This is a genomic window from Sorangium sp. So ce834, assembly GCF_051521425.1.
GTDB classification, from domain to species: domain Bacteria; phylum Myxococcota_A; class Polyangia; order Polyangiales; family Polyangiaceae; genus Sorangium; species Sorangium cellulosum_D.
This window is the reverse complement of record NZ_CP150351.1, coordinates 5,616,372-5,636,166: the sequence shown is the minus strand read 5'-3', so window position 1 is coordinate 5,636,166 and position 19,795 is coordinate 5,616,372. Positions and strand designations below refer to the sequence as shown.

14 protein-coding genes are annotated in these 19,795 nt (G+C 71.4%); 9 read left to right on the top strand and 5 right to left on the bottom strand.

The window, feature by feature from the left end; all coding sequences use genetic code 11:
- Nucleotides 1-4: 4 nt before the first annotated feature.
- The 6 genes from WMF20_RS20285 to WMF20_RS20260 all read left to right on the top strand — a co-directional run bounded on the left by WMF20_RS20285 (nt 5) and on the right by WMF20_RS20260 (nt 6,749).
- The gene (locus tag WMF20_RS20285; RefSeq protein WP_437615997.1) at nt 5-1,054 is read left to right on the top strand and encodes an extensin family protein; all 1,050 of its coding nucleotides are present in this window, start codon (nt 5-7) and stop codon (nt 1,052-1,054) included.
- Nucleotides 1,055-1,314: 260 nt separating this feature from the next.
- On the top strand, nt 1,315-2,379 hold the full coding sequence (locus tag WMF20_RS20280) for an alpha/beta fold hydrolase (RefSeq protein WP_437615996.1): 1,065 nt from the start codon (nt 1,315-1,317) through the stop codon (nt 2,377-2,379).
- A 40-nt stretch (nt 2,380-2,419) separates the two neighbouring features.
- On the top strand, nt 2,420-3,478 hold the full coding sequence (locus tag WMF20_RS20275; protein WP_437615994.1) for a hypothetical protein: 1,059 nt from the start codon (nt 2,420-2,422) through the stop codon (nt 3,476-3,478).
- Nucleotides 3,475-4,479, top strand: coding sequence for a zinc ribbon domain-containing protein (locus tag WMF20_RS20270; RefSeq protein WP_437615992.1), 1,005 nt, complete (start codon nt 3,475-3,477; stop codon nt 4,477-4,479). Before WMF20_RS20275 ends, WMF20_RS20270 begins: the two co-directional genes overlap by 4 nt.
- A gap of 198 nt (nt 4,480-4,677) precedes the next feature.
- The gene (locus WMF20_RS20265; RefSeq protein WP_437615990.1) at nt 4,678-5,208 is read left to right on the top strand and encodes a pyridoxamine 5'-phosphate oxidase family protein; all 531 of its coding nucleotides are present in this window, start codon (nt 4,678-4,680) and stop codon (nt 5,206-5,208) included.
- Nucleotides 5,209-5,630: 422 nt separating this feature from the next.
- A complete protein-coding gene (locus tag WMF20_RS20260) occupies nt 5,631-6,749 on the top strand; it encodes an AI-2E family transporter (protein ID WP_437615988.1) in 1,119 nt (372 codons plus the stop codon).
- A gap of 20 nt (nt 6,750-6,769) precedes the next feature.
- Here the strand turns inward: WMF20_RS20260 and WMF20_RS20255 are convergent, their stop codons facing one another.
- The 5 genes from WMF20_RS20255 to WMF20_RS20235 form a co-directional block, all read right to left on the bottom strand.
- A complete protein-coding gene (locus tag WMF20_RS20255; protein ID WP_437615986.1) occupies nt 6,770-9,520 on the bottom strand; it encodes an ATP-binding protein in 2,751 nt (916 codons plus the stop codon).
- Nucleotides 9,521-9,530: 10 nt separating this feature from the next.
- The gene (locus tag WMF20_RS20250; protein WP_437615984.1) at nt 9,531-11,702 is read right to left on the bottom strand and encodes an ATPase domain-containing protein; all 2,172 of its coding nucleotides are present in this window, start codon (nt 11,700-11,702) and stop codon (nt 9,531-9,533) included.
- Nucleotides 11,699-12,136, bottom strand: coding sequence for a hypothetical protein (locus WMF20_RS20245; protein ID WP_129575938.1), 438 nt, complete (start codon nt 12,134-12,136; stop codon nt 11,699-11,701). The genes WMF20_RS20250 and WMF20_RS20245 overlap by 4 nt, the downstream gene beginning before the upstream one ends.
- Nucleotides 12,137-13,551: 1,415 nt before the next feature.
- A complete protein-coding gene (locus WMF20_RS20240; RefSeq protein WP_437615982.1) occupies nt 13,552-14,304 on the bottom strand; it encodes a hypothetical protein in 753 nt (250 codons plus the stop codon).
- A 92-nt stretch (nt 14,305-14,396) separates the two neighbouring features.
- Nucleotides 14,397-15,410: a DNA-formamidopyrimidine glycosylase family protein gene (locus WMF20_RS20235; protein WP_437615980.1), complete on the bottom strand. Its 1,014-nt coding sequence runs from the start codon at nt 15,408-15,410 to the stop codon at nt 14,397-14,399.
- 266 nt (nt 15,411-15,676) lie between these two features.
- Between WMF20_RS20235 and WMF20_RS20230 the strand changes: the two genes are divergently transcribed.
- The 3 genes from WMF20_RS20230 to WMF20_RS20220 all read left to right on the top strand — a co-directional run bounded on the left by WMF20_RS20230 (nt 15,677) and on the right by WMF20_RS20220 (nt 19,719).
- On the top strand, nt 15,677-17,602 hold the full coding sequence (locus WMF20_RS20230) for an SIR2 family protein (protein WP_437615978.1): 1,926 nt from the start codon (nt 15,677-15,679) through the stop codon (nt 17,600-17,602).
- Between the two features lie 456 nt (nt 17,603-18,058).
- A complete protein-coding gene (locus tag WMF20_RS20225) occupies nt 18,059-18,325 on the top strand; it encodes a DUF6289 family protein (protein ID WP_129575935.1) in 267 nt (88 codons plus the stop codon).
- A 218-nt stretch (nt 18,326-18,543) separates the two neighbouring features.
- On the top strand, nt 18,544-19,719 hold the full coding sequence (locus WMF20_RS20220) for an endo-1,4-beta-xylanase (protein ID WP_437615975.1): 1,176 nt from the start codon (nt 18,544-18,546) through the stop codon (nt 19,717-19,719).
- Nucleotides 19,720-19,795 lie beyond the last annotated feature (76 nt).

The following is a 19,795-nucleotide window of genomic DNA, read 5'->3' as shown; positions in this document are numbered from 1 at the left end:
AAGGATGAGCGCGCTCCCTTCCCGCCGTGCGCTGGCCGTCGGCGCGGCCCTGATCGGCGGCGCCGCGCTGCTCACCCCGCTCGGCGTCGCCTCGCTGCGCCGCGCCCCGGCGGAGCGGACCGAAGCGCCGGCGGCGGGCCCGACAGCGGCGGGGCCCGGGCCCGCCGGCGCGGCGACGGCGCTCGCGGACGGCGGGGCCGGCCTCCTGGACGGCGGCGAGGCCGTGGGCAGCGCGCCGGCCGACGGCGCGGCTGGCCTCCTGGACGGCGGCTGGGACGCGGGCGTCGCGCCGTTCGAGAAGCCCGTGTGGTCGGCGGCGTCGCGCGCGGCCACGTACGGCGGGCTCTCGAGCGACGCCTGCGACCGGGAGATGAAGCGCCGCCGGATCCCGCACGCCCCGGCGGCGCGCGGCGCCCCGCTGGTCGACCGGCCGGTCCGGCTCACCGGCCCGCTGCACGGGGTCGCGTTCCGCGGCGACGGCGTGGCGAGATCCCGGTCGATCTCTCCCTTCGACATCGCGGATTGCCGGCTGGTCCTCGCGCTCGACGATCTCGCCGCCTTCCTCGCGACGCGCGGGATCGCCGAGGTGGTGCACGTCAGCATGCACCGGCCCGCTCCCGCCGGCACGGCCGCGCCGAAGCCGAAGAAGGCGCAGAAGGCGCCCGCGAAGCCGGCGGGCAAGAAGGCCTCGAAGGGCGCGACCAAGGCGGCGAAGAAGGGCGCGATCGCCCCGAAGCCGCCGGCGCCGGCGCCCGGGCGGCCCAGCCAGCACGCCCTCGGGCTCGCCATCGACGTGGCCGCCTTCGTGAAGGCCGACGGCGCGCGGCTCGACGTGAAGGCCGACTGGCACGGCGCCATCGGCGCGCCGCCGTGCGGCCCCGGGTCGGAGCCGAAGGAGCCGAGCGCCCACGCCCTCGAGCTGCGGGAGATCCTCTGCGCCGTCCACACGAGCGGGCTGTTCAACGTGGTGCTCACGCCCAACGCGAACGAGGCGCACGCGGATCACTTTCACTTCGATATCAAGCGCGACGCGCACTATTTCCTGCTGGAGTGAGCCGCCGCGCGCGGGGCGATGCCGCCGGAATTCGGCGGCTTCAGCGGTTGAAAACCGCCCCGGCGCCAAGGATTCAATGGACAAGAGGACAAGAGGCGTTGCCCGGTCCGCGTCCCAGCATGGCGCATGCTGGCGTCGCTCGACCCACATCGAATGCGAAACAGGTTTCGCGGGGGGCCTGAAGCCGCCCACGACGAAGAGAAGGAGGGGCGTGCAATCTGGACAGACGCGGCGCTTCGTGCGAATTCTTGATGGAGAACATGTCGATCCGGTGTCGCAGCCATGTTCGCAGCTTTTCAGCAGGCGAGGTCCACTGGGAAGAGTGGAGCCCTCCTGGAAATGACGGCAAGCACACGCGCACCGTGGTCCTGGTGCACGGCCTGTCCGATAGCTGTAGGACCTGGAACCGGCTCGCGCCCGCGCTCGCGGCCGGCGGGCGCCGGGTCGTCGCGCTCGACCTGCCCGGCCACGGACACTCGGCCCGTCCGGACGCTCCCTACACGGTCGCCTGGTACGCGGGCGTGGTCGCGGAATGGATCCGCGCCCTCGGGCTCAGCGATTTCGATCTGATCGGGCACTCGTTCGGCGGCAGCGTTTCGATGTGCGTGGCGATCGAGCGGCCGGGGCGCGTGCACCGCCTCGGGCTGGTCGCCGCGGGCGGCATCGGGAGCGAGGTCGCGCTGCCGCTGCGCTTCGCCGCGGTGAGCGGGCTGCTGGAGCTCGCCGCGCCGGTGCTCATGGGCGTCGGCACCCACGCGGGGATGCTGGTGCTCGGCGGCAACTTCAACGCGGAAGAGCGCCGGCACCTCGCCCGCGTGAACGCGCGGCCCGGCACGGCCCGCGCGCTGTCGCGCACGCTCCGCCACGCGATCGATCTGCGCGGCCAGCGCGAGCACCTCATGGACATCGCGCACCGGATCCCGGAGATACCGCCCGTCGCCGTCTACTGGGGCGAGCGCGATCCCGTGATCCCGGTGCGCCACGCGTCGGACATCGACCGCTACCTCGAGGGGGTGGCGGTGCGCCGCTTCGCCAAGGCGGGGCACTACCCGCACCGGGAAGCGGTGGCCGATCTCGCTCCCGATCTCCTGCGCTTCCTCGACGAGCCTCGGCCTGCGCCGCGCCTGCGCGCCGGGGCGCGCGCGCCGCGCGCGGCGGTCGCGGCGCAGGTCGGCCCGCGGCCGCAGCGGTGGGCGGACGCCCCGGTCCGGCAATGGGCGATGCGCTCGCTCTCTCCGCTGCTCCGGCAAGCACCGCAGCAGGACGCCAGCAACTCCGTATCTCCCGCCGACCTCGGGAGCCGGCCGCCGCCCGTCCCCTGCTGACGGCGCGCGGCCCTGCCGGCGCCGCGCCGCCCCTTCCCTGTTGACGCCCAGCCCCCCGGTGCGGTTCTCTCGGGCGCCGGTGCAACTCGAATGTGAGACCTGCGGCGCCTCGCTGCGCGTCGAAGCGGACCAGCGGACCGCGGTGTGCCCCTTCTGCGCGTCGCCGTCGGTGGTGGAGCGGCCGCCCTCGAACGACCGGCCGTCGCCGCACTTCGTGCTCGGGTTCTCCATGGCCAGGGAGAGCGCGCAGGGCGCCGTCACGGCGTGGCTCGGGAAGCGGAGCCTCTTCGTGCAGTCGAGCGTCAAGAAGGGCACGATCGACGCGATCCGCGGCGTGTACACGCCCGCTTACCTGTACTCGGCGATGGCGCAGACGCGCTACGCGGCGCAGATCGGCGAGAACTACCAGGAGACCGAGACGTACACGACGACCGACGACAAGGGGAACACCGTCACCCGCACGCGCGTCGTCACCAGGACCGAGCACCGGCACCTCGAAGGCCAGCACGCCACCTACGTCATGGATGTGCTCGTCGTGGCGTCCCGCGCCGTCCAGAACGCCGAGCTCGAGGCGATCGAGCCGTTCGACCTCCGCACGATGCGGCGCTACACGCCCGCGGTGCTGAGCGGCTGGGTCGCCGAGGAGCCGACCATGACGCAGGCAGAGTGCTACGCCCTCGCGCGGCGGGAGGCGCTCGAGAAGGTCGGCCGCGACCTGCCGGGCTTCATGCCCGGGGATAGCCACCACGGCCTCACCCACGAGACGCGCCTCGACCAGGAGACGCTCGAGCTCATCTATGTGCCCCTCTGGGTGCTCGCGATCCGGCACGACCCGCGCAAGCCGCCCTTCCGGGTCCTCATCAATGGCCAGACCGGCGCCATCCACGGCAAGGCGCCCCTCTCCTGGGTGAAGATCGCCCTCGCCGTGCTGCTCGCGATCCTGCTCCTCGCGGCGCCGTTCGTCCTGGCCGCGGCCCGCGACCGCGACCGCGACCCGACCGAGCGGCGCGGCGTCGCGCGGCTTCCGGCCCCCGCCGCCGCGCCTGCGCCGGCCGAGCGCGCCCGTCCCGGTGGCAGCAGGCCCGGAGGGGCGCGATGAGCATGAGCGTGGGCGTCTCGCCGGCCGCCGCGCGGTGCTGCGCGCGCTGCCAGGGCCCGCTGGAGCTGGGCGACCTGCGCTGCGCCGTCTGCGGCCTCGCCGCGCCGCAGGACCGCGGCCCGGCCCCGCCGCCGCTGCAGGTGCTGCGGTGCACCGAGTGCGGCGCCGCGGTGGCGTACTCGGCCGAGGCGCAGGCGCCGAAGTGCCGCTTCTGCGGCGCGGTCACGCGGCTGGAGCAGCCGGTCGATCCAGTCGATCAGGCCGACTGGCTGCTCCCGTTCGGGGTGCCTCCCGCGCAGGCCGACCAGGCGCTGCGGCGGTGGATGTCGACGCTCGGCTTCTTCCGGCCGTCGGACCTGTCGCAGGCGGCGACCGTGGAGGGGCTGCGCCCGATCTGGTGGGCGGGCTGGCTCGTCAACGCGGACGCGGTGGTGAGCTGGACGGCGGACTCGAACGCGGGCGCCCGGCGGAGCGCCTGGGCCCCGCACGCCGGACAGACGCAGCTGCCGTTCCGCAGCCTGCTCGTGTCCGCGTCGCGCGGGCTGTCGCTCGACGAGGCCCGGGAGCTCGCGCCGCACTTCCGGCTCGACCACGCGGTGCCGGTCGCGCAGCGGGCCCAGCAGCAGCTCGGCCCCGAGGACGCGGTGCTGGAGCAGTTCGACGCCCAGCGCTCGGCGGCGCGGAAGATCGTCAGCGAGCGGATCGCCGCGGCCGCGGCGGAGGCGCTGCAGCAGGGCGTGATCCCCGGGTCCACCTTCCGGAACGTGCACGTGGCGGTGCTCCTGCGCGCGCTCGAGACGCGCCGGGTGGCGCTGCCCTCGTACGTGCTCGCCTATCGCTACAAGGGGCGCAGCTACCGCGCCGTCGTGCACGGCCAGGACGCGAGCCGCGTCACGGGCACGGCGCCGATCGCGTGGGGCAAGGTGGCGCTCGTGGTCATCGGCGCGCTCGCGCTGATCGTGATCGTCGTCGCGGCGCTCGCGCTCACCCGCGCTGGGTAGCTCGCAAGCGCCGCGCGACAGCCCTCCTTGCGCTGCGCAGGGCGGAGGCGCGCTCGCGAGGGCCGCCGAAGGCTGTGGCGGAATGCCTCTAGCGCACGCTGAGTGCGGCACAACAGGGCCGTTCATCGCGCGATCTCGCGGGTGCGCCGGCCATGGTCCAGATCTCGCAACTACCGGCGGGACTCAACGGAGGACACCATGGAAACTGGATCACGCGAGAAGCTGCTGGAGATCCTCAAGAAGTTCCGGAATGCCATGCTCGTCACGCAGGCCAGCCACGGCGCGCTGCGGGCGCGTCCGATGGCGCTGATGAAGGTCGACGACGGCACCGGGGACATCTGGTTCATGACGAGCATCGACTCGGGCAAGATCGACGAGATCGAGTCGAATCCGGAGGTGAACGTGACGCTCCAGGAGGAGCGCCGCTTCCTGTCGCTCTCGGGTCGCGCTTCGATCGTGAGGAGCCGGGCGAAGATCGAGGAGCTGTGGTCGGAAGAGGCCAAGGTCTACTTCCCGAAGGGCAAGGACGACCCCCACCTCGCGCTCATCCACGTGACCCCGCGCGAGGGCGAGTACTGGGACAACCAGGGCGCGGCCGGGCTCAGGTTCCTGGTCGAGGCGGTCAAGGCCTACGTCACGGGGACGACCCCGAAGACCGACGCCGCCCAGCACGCCGCGGTGCCGCTGAACGGCGGGCCGACGAGCGACGGCCGGGTGGCCGCGCGGTAAGCGATCTCCACCTGGGCGCGGAGCGCTGCGCCGGCTCGCTCTGGCGCAGCGCTCCGACGCGCCGATGCGGCCGACGTGGCGCGGCGCCGCATGCGACATCGCGCCCCACTGCCCTTTGCGGCGCTCCTGAGCCTGTTCCCCTCCCCCAGCATCGAATCGGCGCGCGTGGCGGATCGCTCCGCCGCGTGCAGGCTGGCCCCACCTCCACGATCCCGCGCGAGAAACGAACGCCGCGCCGCGCGCGGCGAGCTCGCGAATCCAGCGGACGCGACGATCCCACGCGCGCCCGCGCGCCGGAGGACCAGCGGGACGGAGCGTGGCACATTCCTTGCTTTTCTTGGAATTAACCCCGTGATCACTTTCTGGGATGGACGTGACGCGGGATCCCGGCAGCAACGAGGTCAGGCATGGGGATCTTCACGATGTCTCGTCGAGCTCAGATGATCATGGTCGCGGCGGCGGCGGTCGTTGTCATCGTGGGGTTGCGCTACGCCGAGCCGTTCCTCGTACCGGTGCTGTTCGGGATCGCGCTCGCGGCCATCTCCTCGCCGATCGCGAGCTGGGTGACGCGGCGGGGGCTCCCCCCGGCCGTCGGGGCGCTGGCCGCGCTCGTGGTCGACCTCGCGATCCTGGCCTTCGTGGGGGCGGTGGTCACCATCGCCGGGGTGGAGCTGGAGGAGAAGGTGCCGGCCTACCTGGCGCGCGCCTCCGAGATCACCGTGGCGATCGCCGCGACGCTCACGGAGCGCGGGTTGCCGGTGAACCCGGAGTTCCTGTCGAAGACGCTGCACACGGCGTCCCTGGTGCCGCTGCTCGGCGGCGCCGCGGTGACGGTCGCCAGCGCGGCGTCGAACCTGGGCGTGGTGCTCCTCGTCGTCTTCTTCGCGCTCTGCGAGTTCGCGGGCGCCGGCGCGAAGCTCCGGGCGGTCATCGCGGACCCCGGCCGCGGTCTCGAGCACGTCGATCGCATCGTGCGCGAGGTGAAGAAGTACCTGCTCGTGAAGACGCTGACGAGCCTGCTCGTCGCCGTGCTCGCCTACGTGATGCTGGTCCTCTTGGACGTGGATCTGGCGCTCCTCCTGGCGTCGAGCCTGTTCGTCCTGCACTTCATCCCGAACATCGGCGCGGCGGTGGCGACGATCCCGGCCGTGCTCGCCGCGCTGGCGAGCCAGGGGCCCGGGACCGCGGCGGTCGTGGCGATCGGGTACCTGCTCATCAACCTGCTGGTGGGGAACGTCCTGGAGCCGCGGGTCCTCGGGCGGACGCTGGGGCTGTCCCCGCTCGCGGTGCTGCTCGGGATGCTGTTCTGGGGCTGGCTCTGGGGGCCGTCGGGGGCGCTGCTGTCGGTGCCGATCATGATGGTGGCGAAGATCACGCTGGAGAACGTGGAGGGGCTCTCGTGGATCGCGCGCGTCATGGAGCCGGCGCCCGAGGAGCCCGAGGCGGCTCCGGCCAGCGAGGGCACGTCGGGCTCGCTGCGGGAGGAGGCGCCGAGCTCGCTGCTGCGGCCGAGCGTCGCGGGGGCGCGGAGATCCGTGTAGCGCCGCGGGACGACGTTCGTCTAGCGGCCCCCTCCGGCAGCGGCTCCCTCCGGCTGGACGAGGGGGAGCGTGAAGAAGAACGTGGCGCCAGCGCCGTGCTGACTCTCCGCCCAGATCCTCCCGCCGAGGGCCTCCACGAAGCCCTTCGCGATGGTGAGCCCCAGCCCGGTCCCCAGCCGCGCGGTCTCCGCCACCTGCCAGAAACGATTGAAGATGTGAGGGAGCTCGTCGGGGCGGATCCCCGCCCCTGTGTCCGCCACGGCGAAGAGGGCCTCCTCGCCGCGCGGCTCCGCTCGGACGGTGATGACCCCGCCCTCCCCCGTGAACTTGATGGCGTTGCCGATCAGGTTCGCGAAGACCTGGAGGACCCTCTCGCGATCACAGAGCACCTCGAAGCCGCCCCCGCCGCAAACCTCGCTCTTTAGCACCAGGTGCTTCTGCGTCGCCAGCGCCTGCTCCATCTCGATCGCGTCGCGGACGAGCGCGCCCGCCGCGTGCCTCCGCTTCTCCATCGATAGCCGACCGGCCTCGATGGCGGCGACGTCGAGCAGATCGCCGATGAGCCGGAGCATCCGCTGCGCAGCGAGGAGAATGATCTCGGCCCTCTTCCGATCTTGCGCTCCCTGCGCGCTGGTCGGCAATGTCTTCATGAGGAGAGCCGCGGCCGTCAAGATGGAGCTCAACGGGTTCCTGAGGTCGTGAGAGACGATGGCGAGGAAATCGTCCCGCGTGCGAATGCCGTGCTGCGCCTGCTGGTACAGGCGCGCATTCTCCACGGCCATGGCGGCCCGGTGCGCCACCTCCTCGGCCACTGCCAGATCGGCAGCGGAGTAGCGGCGGCTCGACTCCGCCGCCACGAACGTGAGCGCGCCGAGGATCCGCCCGCGAGCCATGAGCGGCACCACCATCACCGCGCCCGAGCCTCTCGCGCGGAGGGATCCTCGATGGCTCGGGTCGTGGGCGGTGGCCTCCACGGCCGGCTCGGAGATCTCAGGGATGAGGAGCGGCGCGCCGGTCCGCAGCACCCTCGCCTGCGGGGTCTCCCAGCCCGGCCTTGGGGTGTAATCCCCCATGCGCTCCGTCAGCCATGGCTTCACGGGATCCGCGGAAGTCGGCTCGAGGCGCTCGACTCGGCCGTTCTCATCGACCAGGTCGACGAAGTAGAGGTCGGCGAGGGCGTGCAGCGACAGCCGCGCCACCGCGGCGATCGTCTGTGCGTAGTCGAGCGAGGAGGCGAGGACCGCGCTGACCTCCGCGAACATTCGCTGCACCTGCTCGGCGCGTTTCACCTCCATGATATCCCGGAAGACGAGCACCGCCCCCGAGACCTGCCCTCCTCGCTTCAGGGGAGCGAACGTGCAGCTGACGTGGAAGGCCGCTCGGTCCCGGCATGAAAACGCGTCCTCGTCGCTCCGGACCGGCTCGCCCGTGCGGATCGCCCGCAGCGCGGGGTGCTCTTCGTCGGGTATGAACGTCCCATCCGGGCGTTGAATCCGGACAACCTGCTGGACGGGCCGCCCCACGACCTCCTCGGGGGTCCAGCCGAGCAAGCGCTCGGCGGCGGGGTTGAAGAAGGTGATCCGCCCTTCGCGATCGATCGCGAGCACGCCCTCGCCGATGCTGCTGGTCACCGCGCGCGTGAACTCCAGCTGCTCACGGACCTTCGCCTCCGCCTCCTTCGCGGGGGTGACGTCCATCGAGACGCCTTGAAACCGGGACGCGCCGGCGCCGTCCTTCACCAGGTGCACGCCGGTGTGGAGCCAGAGCACGCGGCCGTCCGCCGTTCGACAGCGATGGTCGCAGCGCTGGTCCCCCTCGAGGGCCAGCGTCCTTCGAAACGTCTGCTCGAGCGCGCCGCGACCGTCCGGGGTGGCGCAGCGGCTCCAAAAGTCGGGCTCCGCGAGCCACCGCGCGCGCGGATAGCCGAGGAGCTCCTCGGCCCGCGCGCTCACATAGAGGACCTGGAATGTACGCGCGTCGGCCTCCCACACGAACGCTCGAGCGAGGTTGTCCACCAGCGCCTCGTAGCGCTGCCGCAGCGCCTCGGCGAGGGCCCGCTGCTCGTCGGATTCGGCCTGCCTTCGCTGGGCCGCTTCTTGCGCCGCCTCCGCGGCCGCCTGCTTGGCGTCGACGACCACCTGGCGATCGAGCGCGACCGCGAGCTGGTTGGCCACCGCGTTCATGAACACGAGGTCCGGCTCCTCCAGAGGGGCGGCGCCCTCGATCTGGAGAGCGCCGAAGATCGGCCGGCGCTCGACGACGAGGGGGAGGATGAGGAAGCTCCCGCGCTCCTCCGCCTCGGCCCGAGGGGCCCTGGCAGGCTGTCCGGAAGGCGCGCTCGGCGCGGCCGGCGCGCCGTGCCTCTCGACGTCCCGTGCGGCCCCCGATCCGGTGAGATAAGCGTACGAGGTCGTGGCATGGGACGTCGCTGCCTGGAGCCGATCGGCGCCGACGCCTTCGGCGGCCCAGACGAGGGTCTTCACCCCGGGGCGGCCCTGGACCTCCAGGAGGACGAGCGCGGTGCGGAGGGGGAGCGCCCGCGCGAGGGTCGCGAGGACCGACGGGACGGTCCGCTCGGCGCCCTCGAAGCGCGTGAGCTGCTTGCTGATCTCGTAGAGATACTGGACGCCAGGGTACGCGCGCTCGAGACCTCCGGCGACCTGACCCTCGCCGTCGCGCAGCGCAGGCGCCTGCTCCCCGTGCGCGCCGTTGCGCCTCGACTCCTCCTGCGGTGCTCCCGGTGTCTCCTTCGTCCGGTGACCAGCGCTCATCCCCACCCCCCTATCTCTTCGTTCGCCTCCGGCCCGCGAGGTTCTCCGTCGCCAGGGGGGCACCCTCGCCAGCGCGCTGCCCGATCCGGGCGCCGCCCTTCCCGATGGTGAAGTAGTAGGCACCAAAATCGTGCTCGCTGCCGCGCGTCTTCACGACCAGGAGGGTTGGCCTGATCTCTCCTGGCAGGGGCGTGTACCGGAGCACGACGAGGTTGTCGGCCACCGGAGAGAAATGGCGGTCGGTGACGGTCTCACTGGAGTACATCACGCTCGATTCGAGCGTGAGCAGGCTGGTCACGCCGAGCGCCTTGAACCGCACGATCAGCGCGTAGAGGAGCTGCCGCAGCTCGTCCTCCCCGATGCCCTCGTCCGCGAGGTGGCTCACGCTGTCGAGGACGACGCGACGCGTCTTTTGCGTGCGGATCTTGTCGGTCAAGAGCGAGAGGAGCTGACTCGGGCGGATGCGCTCCCGCGAGATATAGATGACCTCGGCGCGCCCTTCCTGGATCGCCTCGGGGAGCGGCAGCCCCAGGGCCTCCGCGGCCCTGATGATCTGCGCGGGCCCCTCCTCGAGCGCGACGTAGAGCCCCGGCTCTCCGCGGCGGCAGCCTTCGAGGAGGAACTGCATCGACAGGGTGCTCTTCCCGATGCCCGCGCTCCCGGAGAGGAGGGTGACGCTGCGCTCGAGCAGCCCTCCGCCGAGCAGCTCGTCGAGCCCGGGCACCCCGGAGGGCAGGCGCCGCGCCGTCTCCAAGGGAGGCGGCGGCTCGGCGAACGCCGCCTCCGCGTTGTAACGGGGATAGACCATCACCCCGCCCGGGCCGATGACGATGCTGTGCCGGCCCCTGAGGTGGGCGGTGTTCCTGAGCTTGTAGATCTCGATGTAGCGCTGGCGCTCGAGCCCTTCCTCCGTCGAGGAGAGGAGGATGACCCCGTCGACCATGGTCTCCTCGACGCCGAAGCGGCTGATCTGGTGGGTGCCGTAGGGGATGTCGGTGGCGAGGAAGCCGACCGCCTGCGCGTTGTGGATGACGCTGGCGAGCTGGAAGATCTTCTCTCGGTCCACCTGAGGGTCCTTGACCTTGTGCAGAAAGACCGAGACCGAATCGACGACCACGCGCCGCGCCTTCATGCCGAGGATCCGCTCGCTCATCATGAGCAGGTGCGCCTCCACCAGGATGTTGGGCTGCGGGATGAAGACGATCTCGACCATCCCGCGCTCGATCTCGGCGTCGAGGTCCCAGCCGAGGCCACGGGCGGTGGCGCGCAGCCGCGGCTCGGTCTCCTCGAAGGAGAAGAAGATCCCCTTCTCGCCGGCCTTCGCGCCCCGGTAGATGAACTCGAGCGAGAGCACCGTCTTGCCGGTCCCCGCCACGCCGGCGACGAGGAGGCTGGCGCCCCGCGGGATCCCGTCTCCGAGGAGGTCGTCGAGCCTCGAGATGCCGGTCCTGAGGCGCGGCTCCTCGCCCTCGATGACCGCCCGGTGGAGGGTGACGCGGGGCGCGAACACGTCGATGCCGGCCCGCGTGATGGCGAACGAGTGCTCCTCGCGGCTGTGATCGGTGCCGCGCATCTTGACGATCTGGATGAAGCGCCGCTGCTCGCCGGCCTCCTGGCGCTGGCCGATCATGACCAGCCCGTCGATGATCGAGAACAGGGGGTTGGTCTCGATGTCGCCCTGCCCGAACTCCCCGAGGAATAAGGTGGTGGTCTCCCACGCCATGAGGCTGATCGCGAGCTCGTAGCCGAACTTCCGGAGCTCTTCCTTCGACTTGGCGAGGTCGTCGAAGACCTTGAAGCTGTCGATGACGACCAGGGCGGGCTTGACCTTCTTGATGTGCTCCATGATGAGCTTGAAGGCGCCCTCGAGGCCCTTCGTCCGGAGGATGGCGCCGAGATCCACGAACTGGATTCCCCCGTCGATCTTCCTGGCGTCGAAGAAGTCGAACTGATTCAGGTAGCGCAGCGTCTTCGCCGTCGGCTCCGAGAGCGTGTTGAAGTAGAGGACCCGGGTCTTGGCCGAGGCGTTGTGGAAGCAGATCTGCTGGGTGAGGATCGTCTTGCCCGCTCCCGGCGGGCCGGCGATGACGACGATCGAGCCCTTCGGCAGCCCCCCCTGGAACAGCACATCCAGGTTTCGCACCCCCGTCTCGATGCGCGCGATGGCCGTCTTCTTCGTCATGACTCCGCTTCCTCGCCGTCCTCGCCCTCGGAGATCCCGGGCGCGCTCTCCGACCCTCTCTCGACCCCGCCCGCCTCCTCCTGCGCGACCTTGGAGAGCTCCGCGTGGAGCGCCGGTGTGAGGATCTCCGCCGTCAGGTTTCCGAGGACCGTGAGGAACTCCACCAGGATGAACCGGAGCCCCTCCGCGAGCTCATCGCGAGGCAGGCCCCCGGCGAGCACCTGGAGCTCCACGCAATAGAGCCCAGCCGAATTCACCTCGAGCGACGAGAGGACCGGGTAACGCTCGGAGGCGTAATAGAGCACGCGATCCACGATGGCGCCGAGCGTGACCTCTCCAAGGGTGACGTGGGCGCGCCGCCACAGGGCGCTGAACGCTCGTTCGAAGAGATGGGCGAAGCGGTCGGGCGGCAAGCCCTGAGCCACCCGATCCATCCAGGCGTCCACGCAGGCGCTGTGAGCGTTCGCATCACGCATGAGCGTTACGCCCTTGCCACGGTCGCTGGGCGTCGGAGAGCGACGCGTCGAATCATCGGCGCGCCTCGCGGTGATGGCCGACGTCGCCGTCTCGCCCGGGGCGTTCGTGGACGGCTCCCCGCCCTGGATGAGCGCCGGGCTCCACCCGGGAGCTCCGCGCGCGGGCGTCCGTACGCGGCGGCGTCCACCACCGGGCCGCCGTGCGCGGGCGGCCGCCACGCTCCCCGTCACGCTGGCGCCGCATCGCGCCCTCGATCAGGTCGTCCCGCGCGGGCAACGTCGCCGTGACGCTCGCGCTTCCGTCTGGACCGCCGCCGCGCTCGCGCCCGGGACACTCGCCCGATCGGCCGGCGGTTCGAGCCATCCTTGCCCTTCTGCTCCGCGCGATCGCGGGCTCGAGTCCGCGCACGATCGTGGGGCGACTCCCCGCCGAGCACGTAGAGCGCGCCGTCCGCGGTGCGCTGCACTGCACGCAAGGAGATGTTCGCCGCCCTCCGTGCAGCGCGGAGATCGTCGGCCAGCTCTCGCATGCGATCGCTGTCCTGCGCTCTTCCGGCAGAGGCGCGGAGCGCGATGATGGCTTCGAGCGCCTCGAGGACATGGCGGACGGCGCGGCGCGCGGAGGTCGCCGCGTCGGCCGCCTCGCGGAGGATCGCCCGCGCATCCTCTGGATTCGTCGCGACGTCTGGCATCTCGGTGTTCTCGTGCAACGTGCGATCAAGATCGCCCGCGCGGTCCATCGCGGTGCCGCTGCGAGCAGGCGTCGCGGACCGCGCCATTGCGCTCCCCACGCCCGCTCGCGGCTTGACGTTGCGCGGTCCGAGAACCCTGGACTCAGGGTAGCACGGCGGCGGCCTCACGTCCCTCGTTATATCGCCTCGCGCGGCGGGCCCATCGTCCCGATATTCTCGGACACGGGAGGCGTTCGCGCTCTGCATGGATCTCCCGTTTCCGCGCTCATCCGCGCGGAGGGGCGCTCCCGCGACGAGCGATCTCTACATCGCGTCGATTCGCCGGTCGCCGGCACAGTGCTTATGTTTCCGAGATCCTGGATCCTGCGAGCGCCGCCGGCGTCGAGGCGCTCCTGTATTGCATGAACGGAAAGCCGGCGTGCATGCGGCGCACGGGTGCACAAGCGCGCGTTATCACGCGTGCGAGCCCAGAATTCAAGCGTGAAAGAGCGAAAGGCTGACGGATCCCGTCATCGAGCCGGAGAGGGCCCTGCAGGCCGAGGAGCATGCGTCGGGGAAATCCGCACGGAGACTGGTGTCGTGTGCGGCGACGTTGGACAACGGGCGTCAGGGCTCCGTGCGCCTGGGCGGTCCAAGGGGCCGGTCGAAGCACCAGCGCTCCACGAGACCCTCCGCGAGCCATCAGGGCTGCGGAGCTGTCGCGATCCCGAAGACGCGCTCGTGACGGGCGCTCTCATGGCAGCCCATGCACGACGCGACGCGGCCGGCCGAGGTCACCTCGCCCTCGGGCGTGACCGTGCCATAGACCCAGCCGGCGTCGGTGCCGGGCGTCTCCGGCGCGACCTTGAGCACCACGTAGGCGCCGGCGAAGCGCGACGCGCGGTAGACGCGATCGCCGTCGCGCACGTAAGGATCGAAATGGTCCGGCGTGCCGGAAGCGCCATCCGGTGCCGACGGCTGATGCGACGGGAACTCGGGAACCTCCTTCGCGTCGACGAGCTCGGGGTGGTAGCTCTCCTTGACGAGGGCCTGCCCGACCGGCTGGGACATGGGCGCTTCGCCCTGCACCAGCGGATAGCGATCGCGGTGCTTGGCGAAGGTCGAGTAGAGCTTGCGGGCGTGACCGCCGTCCTCGGCGGCGCTCATGCGGGCACGGCCGGGGAGCGGCAGGCGGCAGAGCCAAGGCGCCCAGCGGAGCTCGTCGTCGACGCGGCCCCAGGCCTTGTAGTCGCGAAAGGCCGAGGCGATGAGCGGGGCGAAGCGGGCGTCGACCTCGGCGGCGGCTGGCGGCGCCGCCGAGGGCGCAGTGGCCGGAGAGGAAGGCGAACTGCCGGATGGAGGGCTCTTCGCGCTCTCAGCGTCCGGAGAGATGGCCTCGTCGATGGGGTGGCTGCACGCAGGCACAAGCACGAGAAGGAACCAGGCGACGCGCATGAGGCCGATTGTACGATCCGGTTGACGGAAAGTTCTCGGCCTCGCGGCTCTCCGGCTTTTGCCGCCTCGCCGCCCTCCGCAGGCGGCCAAGGTCATGGCACGGACGGCTCGGACCCGTCCGGCAGCGCCGTCTCGGCCGACGGCGACCCGGCCGGCGCCGCTGTCTCGGCCGGCGCCGGCGCGGCGCGGCCCGGCTGGCAGCGGGGGCAGAAGTACGTCGACCGCATCATCGTCCCCTGCCGGCGCATCTGGACCGCGGCGCCGCAGTCGTAACAGGCGCGCCCCTCGCGGCCGTAGACGCTGACCGGCCGCCTGCCGCGGGCGAACCCCGCGCGCGTCGTGCGCGTGTGGAGGTAGTGCGCGGTGGGGCCGCGGTACGCGCCGGAGGGATCCCGCGGCTCGACGTTGGCCTGGAGGAGACGGCGGCCGAGGTCGAGCATCGCGGAGAGCTCCTCGTCCGAGTACGCCCGGACCGGCGCGAACGGATCGAGCCGCCTCCGGAAGAGGAGCTCGCTCTTGTAGACGTTGCCGATGCCGGCGACGACGCGCTGATCCATGATCGCGACCCCGAGCGGCACCTCGTCGAGCGCGCGCAGGCGGCGGAGCGCCTCCGCGGCGTCGAAGCCGTCGCCGAGCAGGTCCGGGCCGAGGCCGCCGAGCAGCCGGTCGCCGCGCAAGGCGCTCGCGCGGAGCAGGCGCACGATGGGCGCGCGGAAGCAGACGGCGACGTAGCCCGGGACCGCGAGGATCGCCGTCGCCGTCGCCTCGGACCGCTTCCAGCGCTCGCCCTCGCGGTAGAGGTGCCACGCGCCGCTCATCCGCAGGTGCGTGTGCAGCACGGTGCCCTCGTCGAAGAAGATCAAGAGGTTCTTGCCGCGCGCCTCCACGCGCTCGATCCGCCGGCCGACGAGCGCGTCGCACCGCCGGTCGCTCCGGGGCAGCTCCAGGGCGATGACGCGCGCGCCCTCCAGCGCGGGGCCAAGGGCAGCGGCGATCCGGAAGAGCGTGTCGCCTTCGGGCATGAGCGGCTCCAGGGCGCTCTGGGTGCAGACCGGCCGGATCGCAAGGGGCTCCAGCGCGAAGAGCGCACGATGCTGCGCCGGCACATGTCCGCCTGCTCACGGGCGCGTCGCGCGATGTCGGCGCGCCGGCGATACGCGCCAAGCTCGTCGCGCACGCCGCGCTCGAGACGTTTGCAGATCGGGGAGCCCTCGGCTCTCATGGCCGAAACCTCTCCGGGGCTCTCCATGCCAGCGACAAACGTCCGCGCAGCGCTCACGATCGACGGGCGGCTAGGGTCGGGAGACGCGCGCGGGGGCGCGGGATCGCAGGGCCGCGCGGAAGGCCGCGGCCGGGAGCGAAGGAGGACGTGATGGAGCTCGGGTTCGACGACATCCTGCCCTACCTCGCCAGCGCGTACCGGCGGGGCGTGCTGGCGCCGTTCATCGGCTCGGGGATGAGCAGGCCCGCCTGCACGAGCTGGCTGGACCTGCTGGTGCGGCTCGCCGGCGAGGCCGGGGTCGAGGTCCCCGAGCACCTCCAGCGGGCCCGGCCCTCGGACAGGCTGGACACCTCGGAGCTCTACCGCCTCGCCGACAAGGCGGTGCTCGGGCTGGCCGCCCTGGAGGTGGAGGCGCGCGCCGACGCGTACCGGAGGGCCCTCAACGAGGGCGGCAGGGCCGCGGGCGAGTGCGAGGTGCCGGCGCAGACGGCGGCGCTCGCGCGCTGCGCGTGGCCGCTCGTGCTCACCACCAATTACGACGATCTCTACGTCGTGAGCCGGATGCGGCAGTCGCGCGCCGGCGAGATGGTCGGCGTGAGCCGGACGGGCAAGCCCTCGTGGGAAGCGAAGCGGGACGAGACCGACGTCCCCGAGGTGCTCGGGCGCAGCGTCGAGGACTGCCACAAGGTCGTCCGCTCCCTGGCGTCGCCGACGCGACCCATCCTCTGGGCGCTGCAGGGCTTCCTCGGCGGGCAGGCCGCGCGGCTCGACGCGCTCGTCGAGGAGCTGGTCCTCGACGAGCGGCGCCGCGGCGAGCTCGCGGGCCAAGTGGTCGCCGGCTACCAGCAGTACCAGCACGCCGTCAACGCGCAGCCCCACTTCCGGCGCGCGTTCGCCGAGGTCCTCTCCCGGCGCTCGCTGCTGTTCCTCGGCTCCGGCATCCTCGAGGATTACCTCATCAACCTCTTCGGAGAGATCGCCCATCACTACGGGCCCGGGCCGCACCCGCACTTCGCGCTGTTCTCCAGCGACAGGCGGGGCGCGATCGACGTCCGCTTCCTGCAGACGCGGCTGGGAATCGCCCCCGTGTTCTACGGGCACTACGGCGAGCTGGCGGAGCTGATCGGCCGGCTGACCGATGCCGTCTGGGAGCGCAGGGCGCCCGCGCCGCAGGGCGCCGAGCGGCCGCCGGTCGCGTGGATGCCCGACGAGCTGGGGTTCAGCCTGTCCGACGGGGCGAAGCACCCTTCCGGCGGGGCGAGGAAGGTCCGTCTCCGGTACGCGCCGCTCTCGGTGCCCGCCGCGGACGGCCGCGAGTGCGTGCTCGTCAGCGTCGGCCGGACGCCCGCGGACAACCACGCCATCCCGGGAACCCAGGCGAACGGCTTCCTTGAAAAGGCGCGGGACGCCGGGCTCGTCGCGGACGCGGCGCTCGAGCGCTGGCGCCCGCTGGACGCGGCGCCGTCGTACGCTTACCGGTTCGGCGACGCGCCCATCTTCGGCGTCGCCGCCCGCGACCGGAGTCCGGATGTTCCGCGCGTGCAGGGCGGCGAGGATCCCGAGGACAGCCGGGATCTCGGCGTCATCGCCGATGCGGTCTGCGGGGCCTTGCGCGCGGCGGACGCGGCGGGGTTCCGCCATGTGCACATCGGCCCGATCGCCTCGGGGAAGCACCGCCTGTGGCACCCGCTGCATCCGTTCGTCCAGACGCTCGCCGGCTTCCGCAGGTTCTTTGCCGAGCATCCGGGCACGGGCATCGAGCTCGTCGAGCTGCATGTGCTCTCCTCGGCGGTCTGGTTCCCTGTGGTCGCCGGCAAGGTCCCGGTCGCGCAGATGCTGTCGTCCGACATGATGAAGATCTGGGTCGACATCCGGGACGCGAGCGGCAGCTCGGAGATCCTCGCGGTGACCGCCCGGGGCCCGATGCGCGTGGGCGACATCAAGGCCCTGTGCGGGCTGCCCCTTTCGCGGTGGAGCGCGGAGATCCTCCCGCGGCCGAGCAAGGTGGACCCGTCGAGCGCGGACGATCCGCTGGTGGCGCCGACGTCGATCGTCGTCCTCTCTCCGCGGCGGTGACGCTGCGCTGCCGAGGTTCGTCTCTGGCTTCATGAGAGAGGGAACCACAGCGGCAGAGAGGGCACAGACGAGAGAAAGAACGCTGCGCCGTCTGTCTCTCAGGGGAGTTGTTAAGAATTGTAATTTTGGGTGTTATGGCGTGAAGCGCGCCATATCAACCGGGCTGAGCCAGATAGACGAAGGGGGAAAGCACTGCTGTGCCTGCGGACTTTTCTTTCGGAGCGACAGTCGACCGTCGGCGCGCAGCCCGCGAGGTTCGCCGTTGCGCCAAAGCTCGCGCGCTGCTTCACCCCTAGCCGCCACCCTCGGCGGCGCTCTCACCCATGCATGAATGCATTCGTCGATAGCCGAATCGAGCGCTCGGCCCGAGCGCTTGCCCGAGCCGGGCATTCGTTCTAAGGTATGTCGCATCGACCCGGAGGCCAGGACAGGCCTCCATCGCAAAAGGAGTTATCCATGCGTCGGATCAGCCCTGCTACCCGCTTGCGGTTCTTCTTCGCTGCCCTGACGGCAGGCGCGGCGATGCTGGGAGGCGCCGCCCTGCTGGCTCCCTCGAGCGAGGCGGCGCCCGGGGCGAACTGCATCTACTACAGCGACGAGAGCCACACGACCGTCGTCGGCAAGTACGGACGCGATTGCTGCAACAACCAGATCGCGTGGGGCACCAAGACGCCGCATTACGAGTGTGGCGGGTGTTTCCTCTGCACCCCGCCTCCTCGGTGAGGCGAGCGCGTCACGTTTCGCCCGCTCTCGCGGGCCGTCGTACGGATCGCTCCTCGGAACGGATCGCGATCGATCCAGGGGGCAGCGGGAATTCCCGGGACCGCTCTGCCCGGCAGGCCTGGCGCCGGGCGCGTGCTCCCTCGGATCGCGCTGCTGACCGTCGGCTTTCTTGATTCAATAGTCACCATCGACGATCATCCAGCTCGCGGGGGGTTGGCATGAACAAGAACCGTTCTTCTCGATGGCTGTGCGGCGCGATCGCGCTCGGGCTCGCGGCCCTCCCTGGGTGCTCTGGCAAGGTCGACAGGGTCGACCCTGGCCCAGGCGGCTCGTCGAGCGCGGGCGGCTCGACCGGAGCGGGTGGCCACGGCGGCGGCGCCGGCGCGACGGGCGGCGGCACGGGCAGCGCGGGAGCCTCTGGCGCGGGCACGGGCGGCGCCGGCGACGGCGGCTCCGGGGGTGCTGGGACGAGCGGCTCCGGGGCTGGCGGCTCAAGCCACGGGTCGGGCGGTTCGAGCAGCGCGGGCACCGGGAAGTTCGTCGGCAACATCACGACGGATCGCGCCGTGCGCGACGACTTCATCCGGTACTGGGATCAGATCGCGCCCGAAGTCGAGGGCTGGTTCAGCAGCGTCGCGACCTCACGCGACGTTCGAAACTGGAGCAAGCTCGACGCGATCTACGCGTACGCGCAGGACAACGACATCCCCTTCACGGAGTACGCCTTCGTGTATGGCAACACCCCGCCGAACTGGATCGGGCGCCTCACCGCCGACGAGCAGCGGCAGGCGATCAGGGACTGGATGCAGGCGTTCTGCGAGCGGTACCCCGAGACGAAGTACATCATCGTCGTGAACGAGCCGCCGCCCCACACCACGCCTGTCTTCAAGCACGCCATCGGGGGCGACGGCGAGAGCGGCTATGACTGGATCGTCAACGCCTTCACGTGGGCGCGCGAATTCTGCCCGGGCGCGACCCTGATCCTGAACGACTACAACAACATCGAGTACGAGGTCGAGCACGACCGCTTCGTCGAGATGGTGAAGGCGCTGCTGGCCGCGGGCGCCCCGATCGACGCCCTCGGCGCGGAGGCCCACGACGCGTACAAGTTCGACACCGGCACGGTGAAGGGCTTCATCGACGGGCTCGCCGCCACGGGCCTGCCCGTGTACATCACCGAGTACGACATCAGCCTCGCGGACGACGAGGAGCAGCGCCGGGTGATGGAGGAGCAGTTCACGATGTTCTACAACCACCCCGCCGTCAAAGGCATCACCCTCTGGGGCTACGTCGTCGGCTCCACCTGGCGGGACAACACGGGTCTCCTGCACCCGGACGGCACCATGCGGCCGGCCATGGCCTGGCTGATGGACTTCCTCGGTCGCGGGGAGTGATCCCTCGTAGCGCGCCCGGAGAGCGGAGCGGCGAGCACGGCTGGGAGCCCCGCGAGCACCTGCATGGGTGGCGCGA

Coding starts and splice junctions, on each gene's coding strand:
- WMF20_RS20250 (WP_437615984.1), bottom strand. CDS start 11,702: ATGACGAAGAAGACGGCCATCGCGCGCATCGAGACGGGGGTGCGAAAC.
- WMF20_RS20255 (WP_437615986.1), bottom strand. CDS start 9,520: ATGAGCGCTGGTCACCGGACGAAGGAGACACCGGGAGCACCGCAGGAG.
- WMF20_RS20225 (WP_129575935.1), top strand. CDS start 18,059: ATGCGTCGGATCAGCCCTGCTACCCGCTTGCGGTTCTTCTTCGCTGCC.
- WMF20_RS20230 (WP_437615978.1), top strand. CDS start 15,677: ATGGAGCTCGGGTTCGACGACATCCTGCCCTACCTCGCCAGCGCGTAC.
- WMF20_RS20280 (WP_437615996.1), top strand. CDS start 1,315: ATGTCGATCCGGTGTCGCAGCCATGTTCGCAGCTTTTCAGCAGGCGAG.
- WMF20_RS20220 (WP_437615975.1), top strand. CDS start 18,544: ATGAACAAGAACCGTTCTTCTCGATGGCTGTGCGGCGCGATCGCGCTC.
- WMF20_RS20270 (WP_437615992.1), top strand. CDS start 3,475: ATGAGCATGAGCGTGGGCGTCTCGCCGGCCGCCGCGCGGTGCTGCGCG.
- WMF20_RS20285 (WP_437615997.1), top strand. CDS start 5: ATGAGCGCGCTCCCTTCCCGCCGTGCGCTGGCCGTCGGCGCGGCCCTG.
- WMF20_RS20240 (WP_437615982.1), bottom strand. CDS start 14,304: ATGCGCGTCGCCTGGTTCCTTCTCGTGCTTGTGCCTGCGTGCAGCCAC.
- WMF20_RS20245 (WP_129575938.1), bottom strand. CDS start 12,136: ATGGATCGGGTGGCTCAGGGCTTGCCGCCCGACCGCTTCGCCCATCTC.
- WMF20_RS20265 (WP_437615990.1), top strand. CDS start 4,678: ATGGAAACTGGATCACGCGAGAAGCTGCTGGAGATCCTCAAGAAGTTC.
- WMF20_RS20260 (WP_437615988.1), top strand. CDS start 5,631: ATGTCTCGTCGAGCTCAGATGATCATGGTCGCGGCGGCGGCGGTCGTT.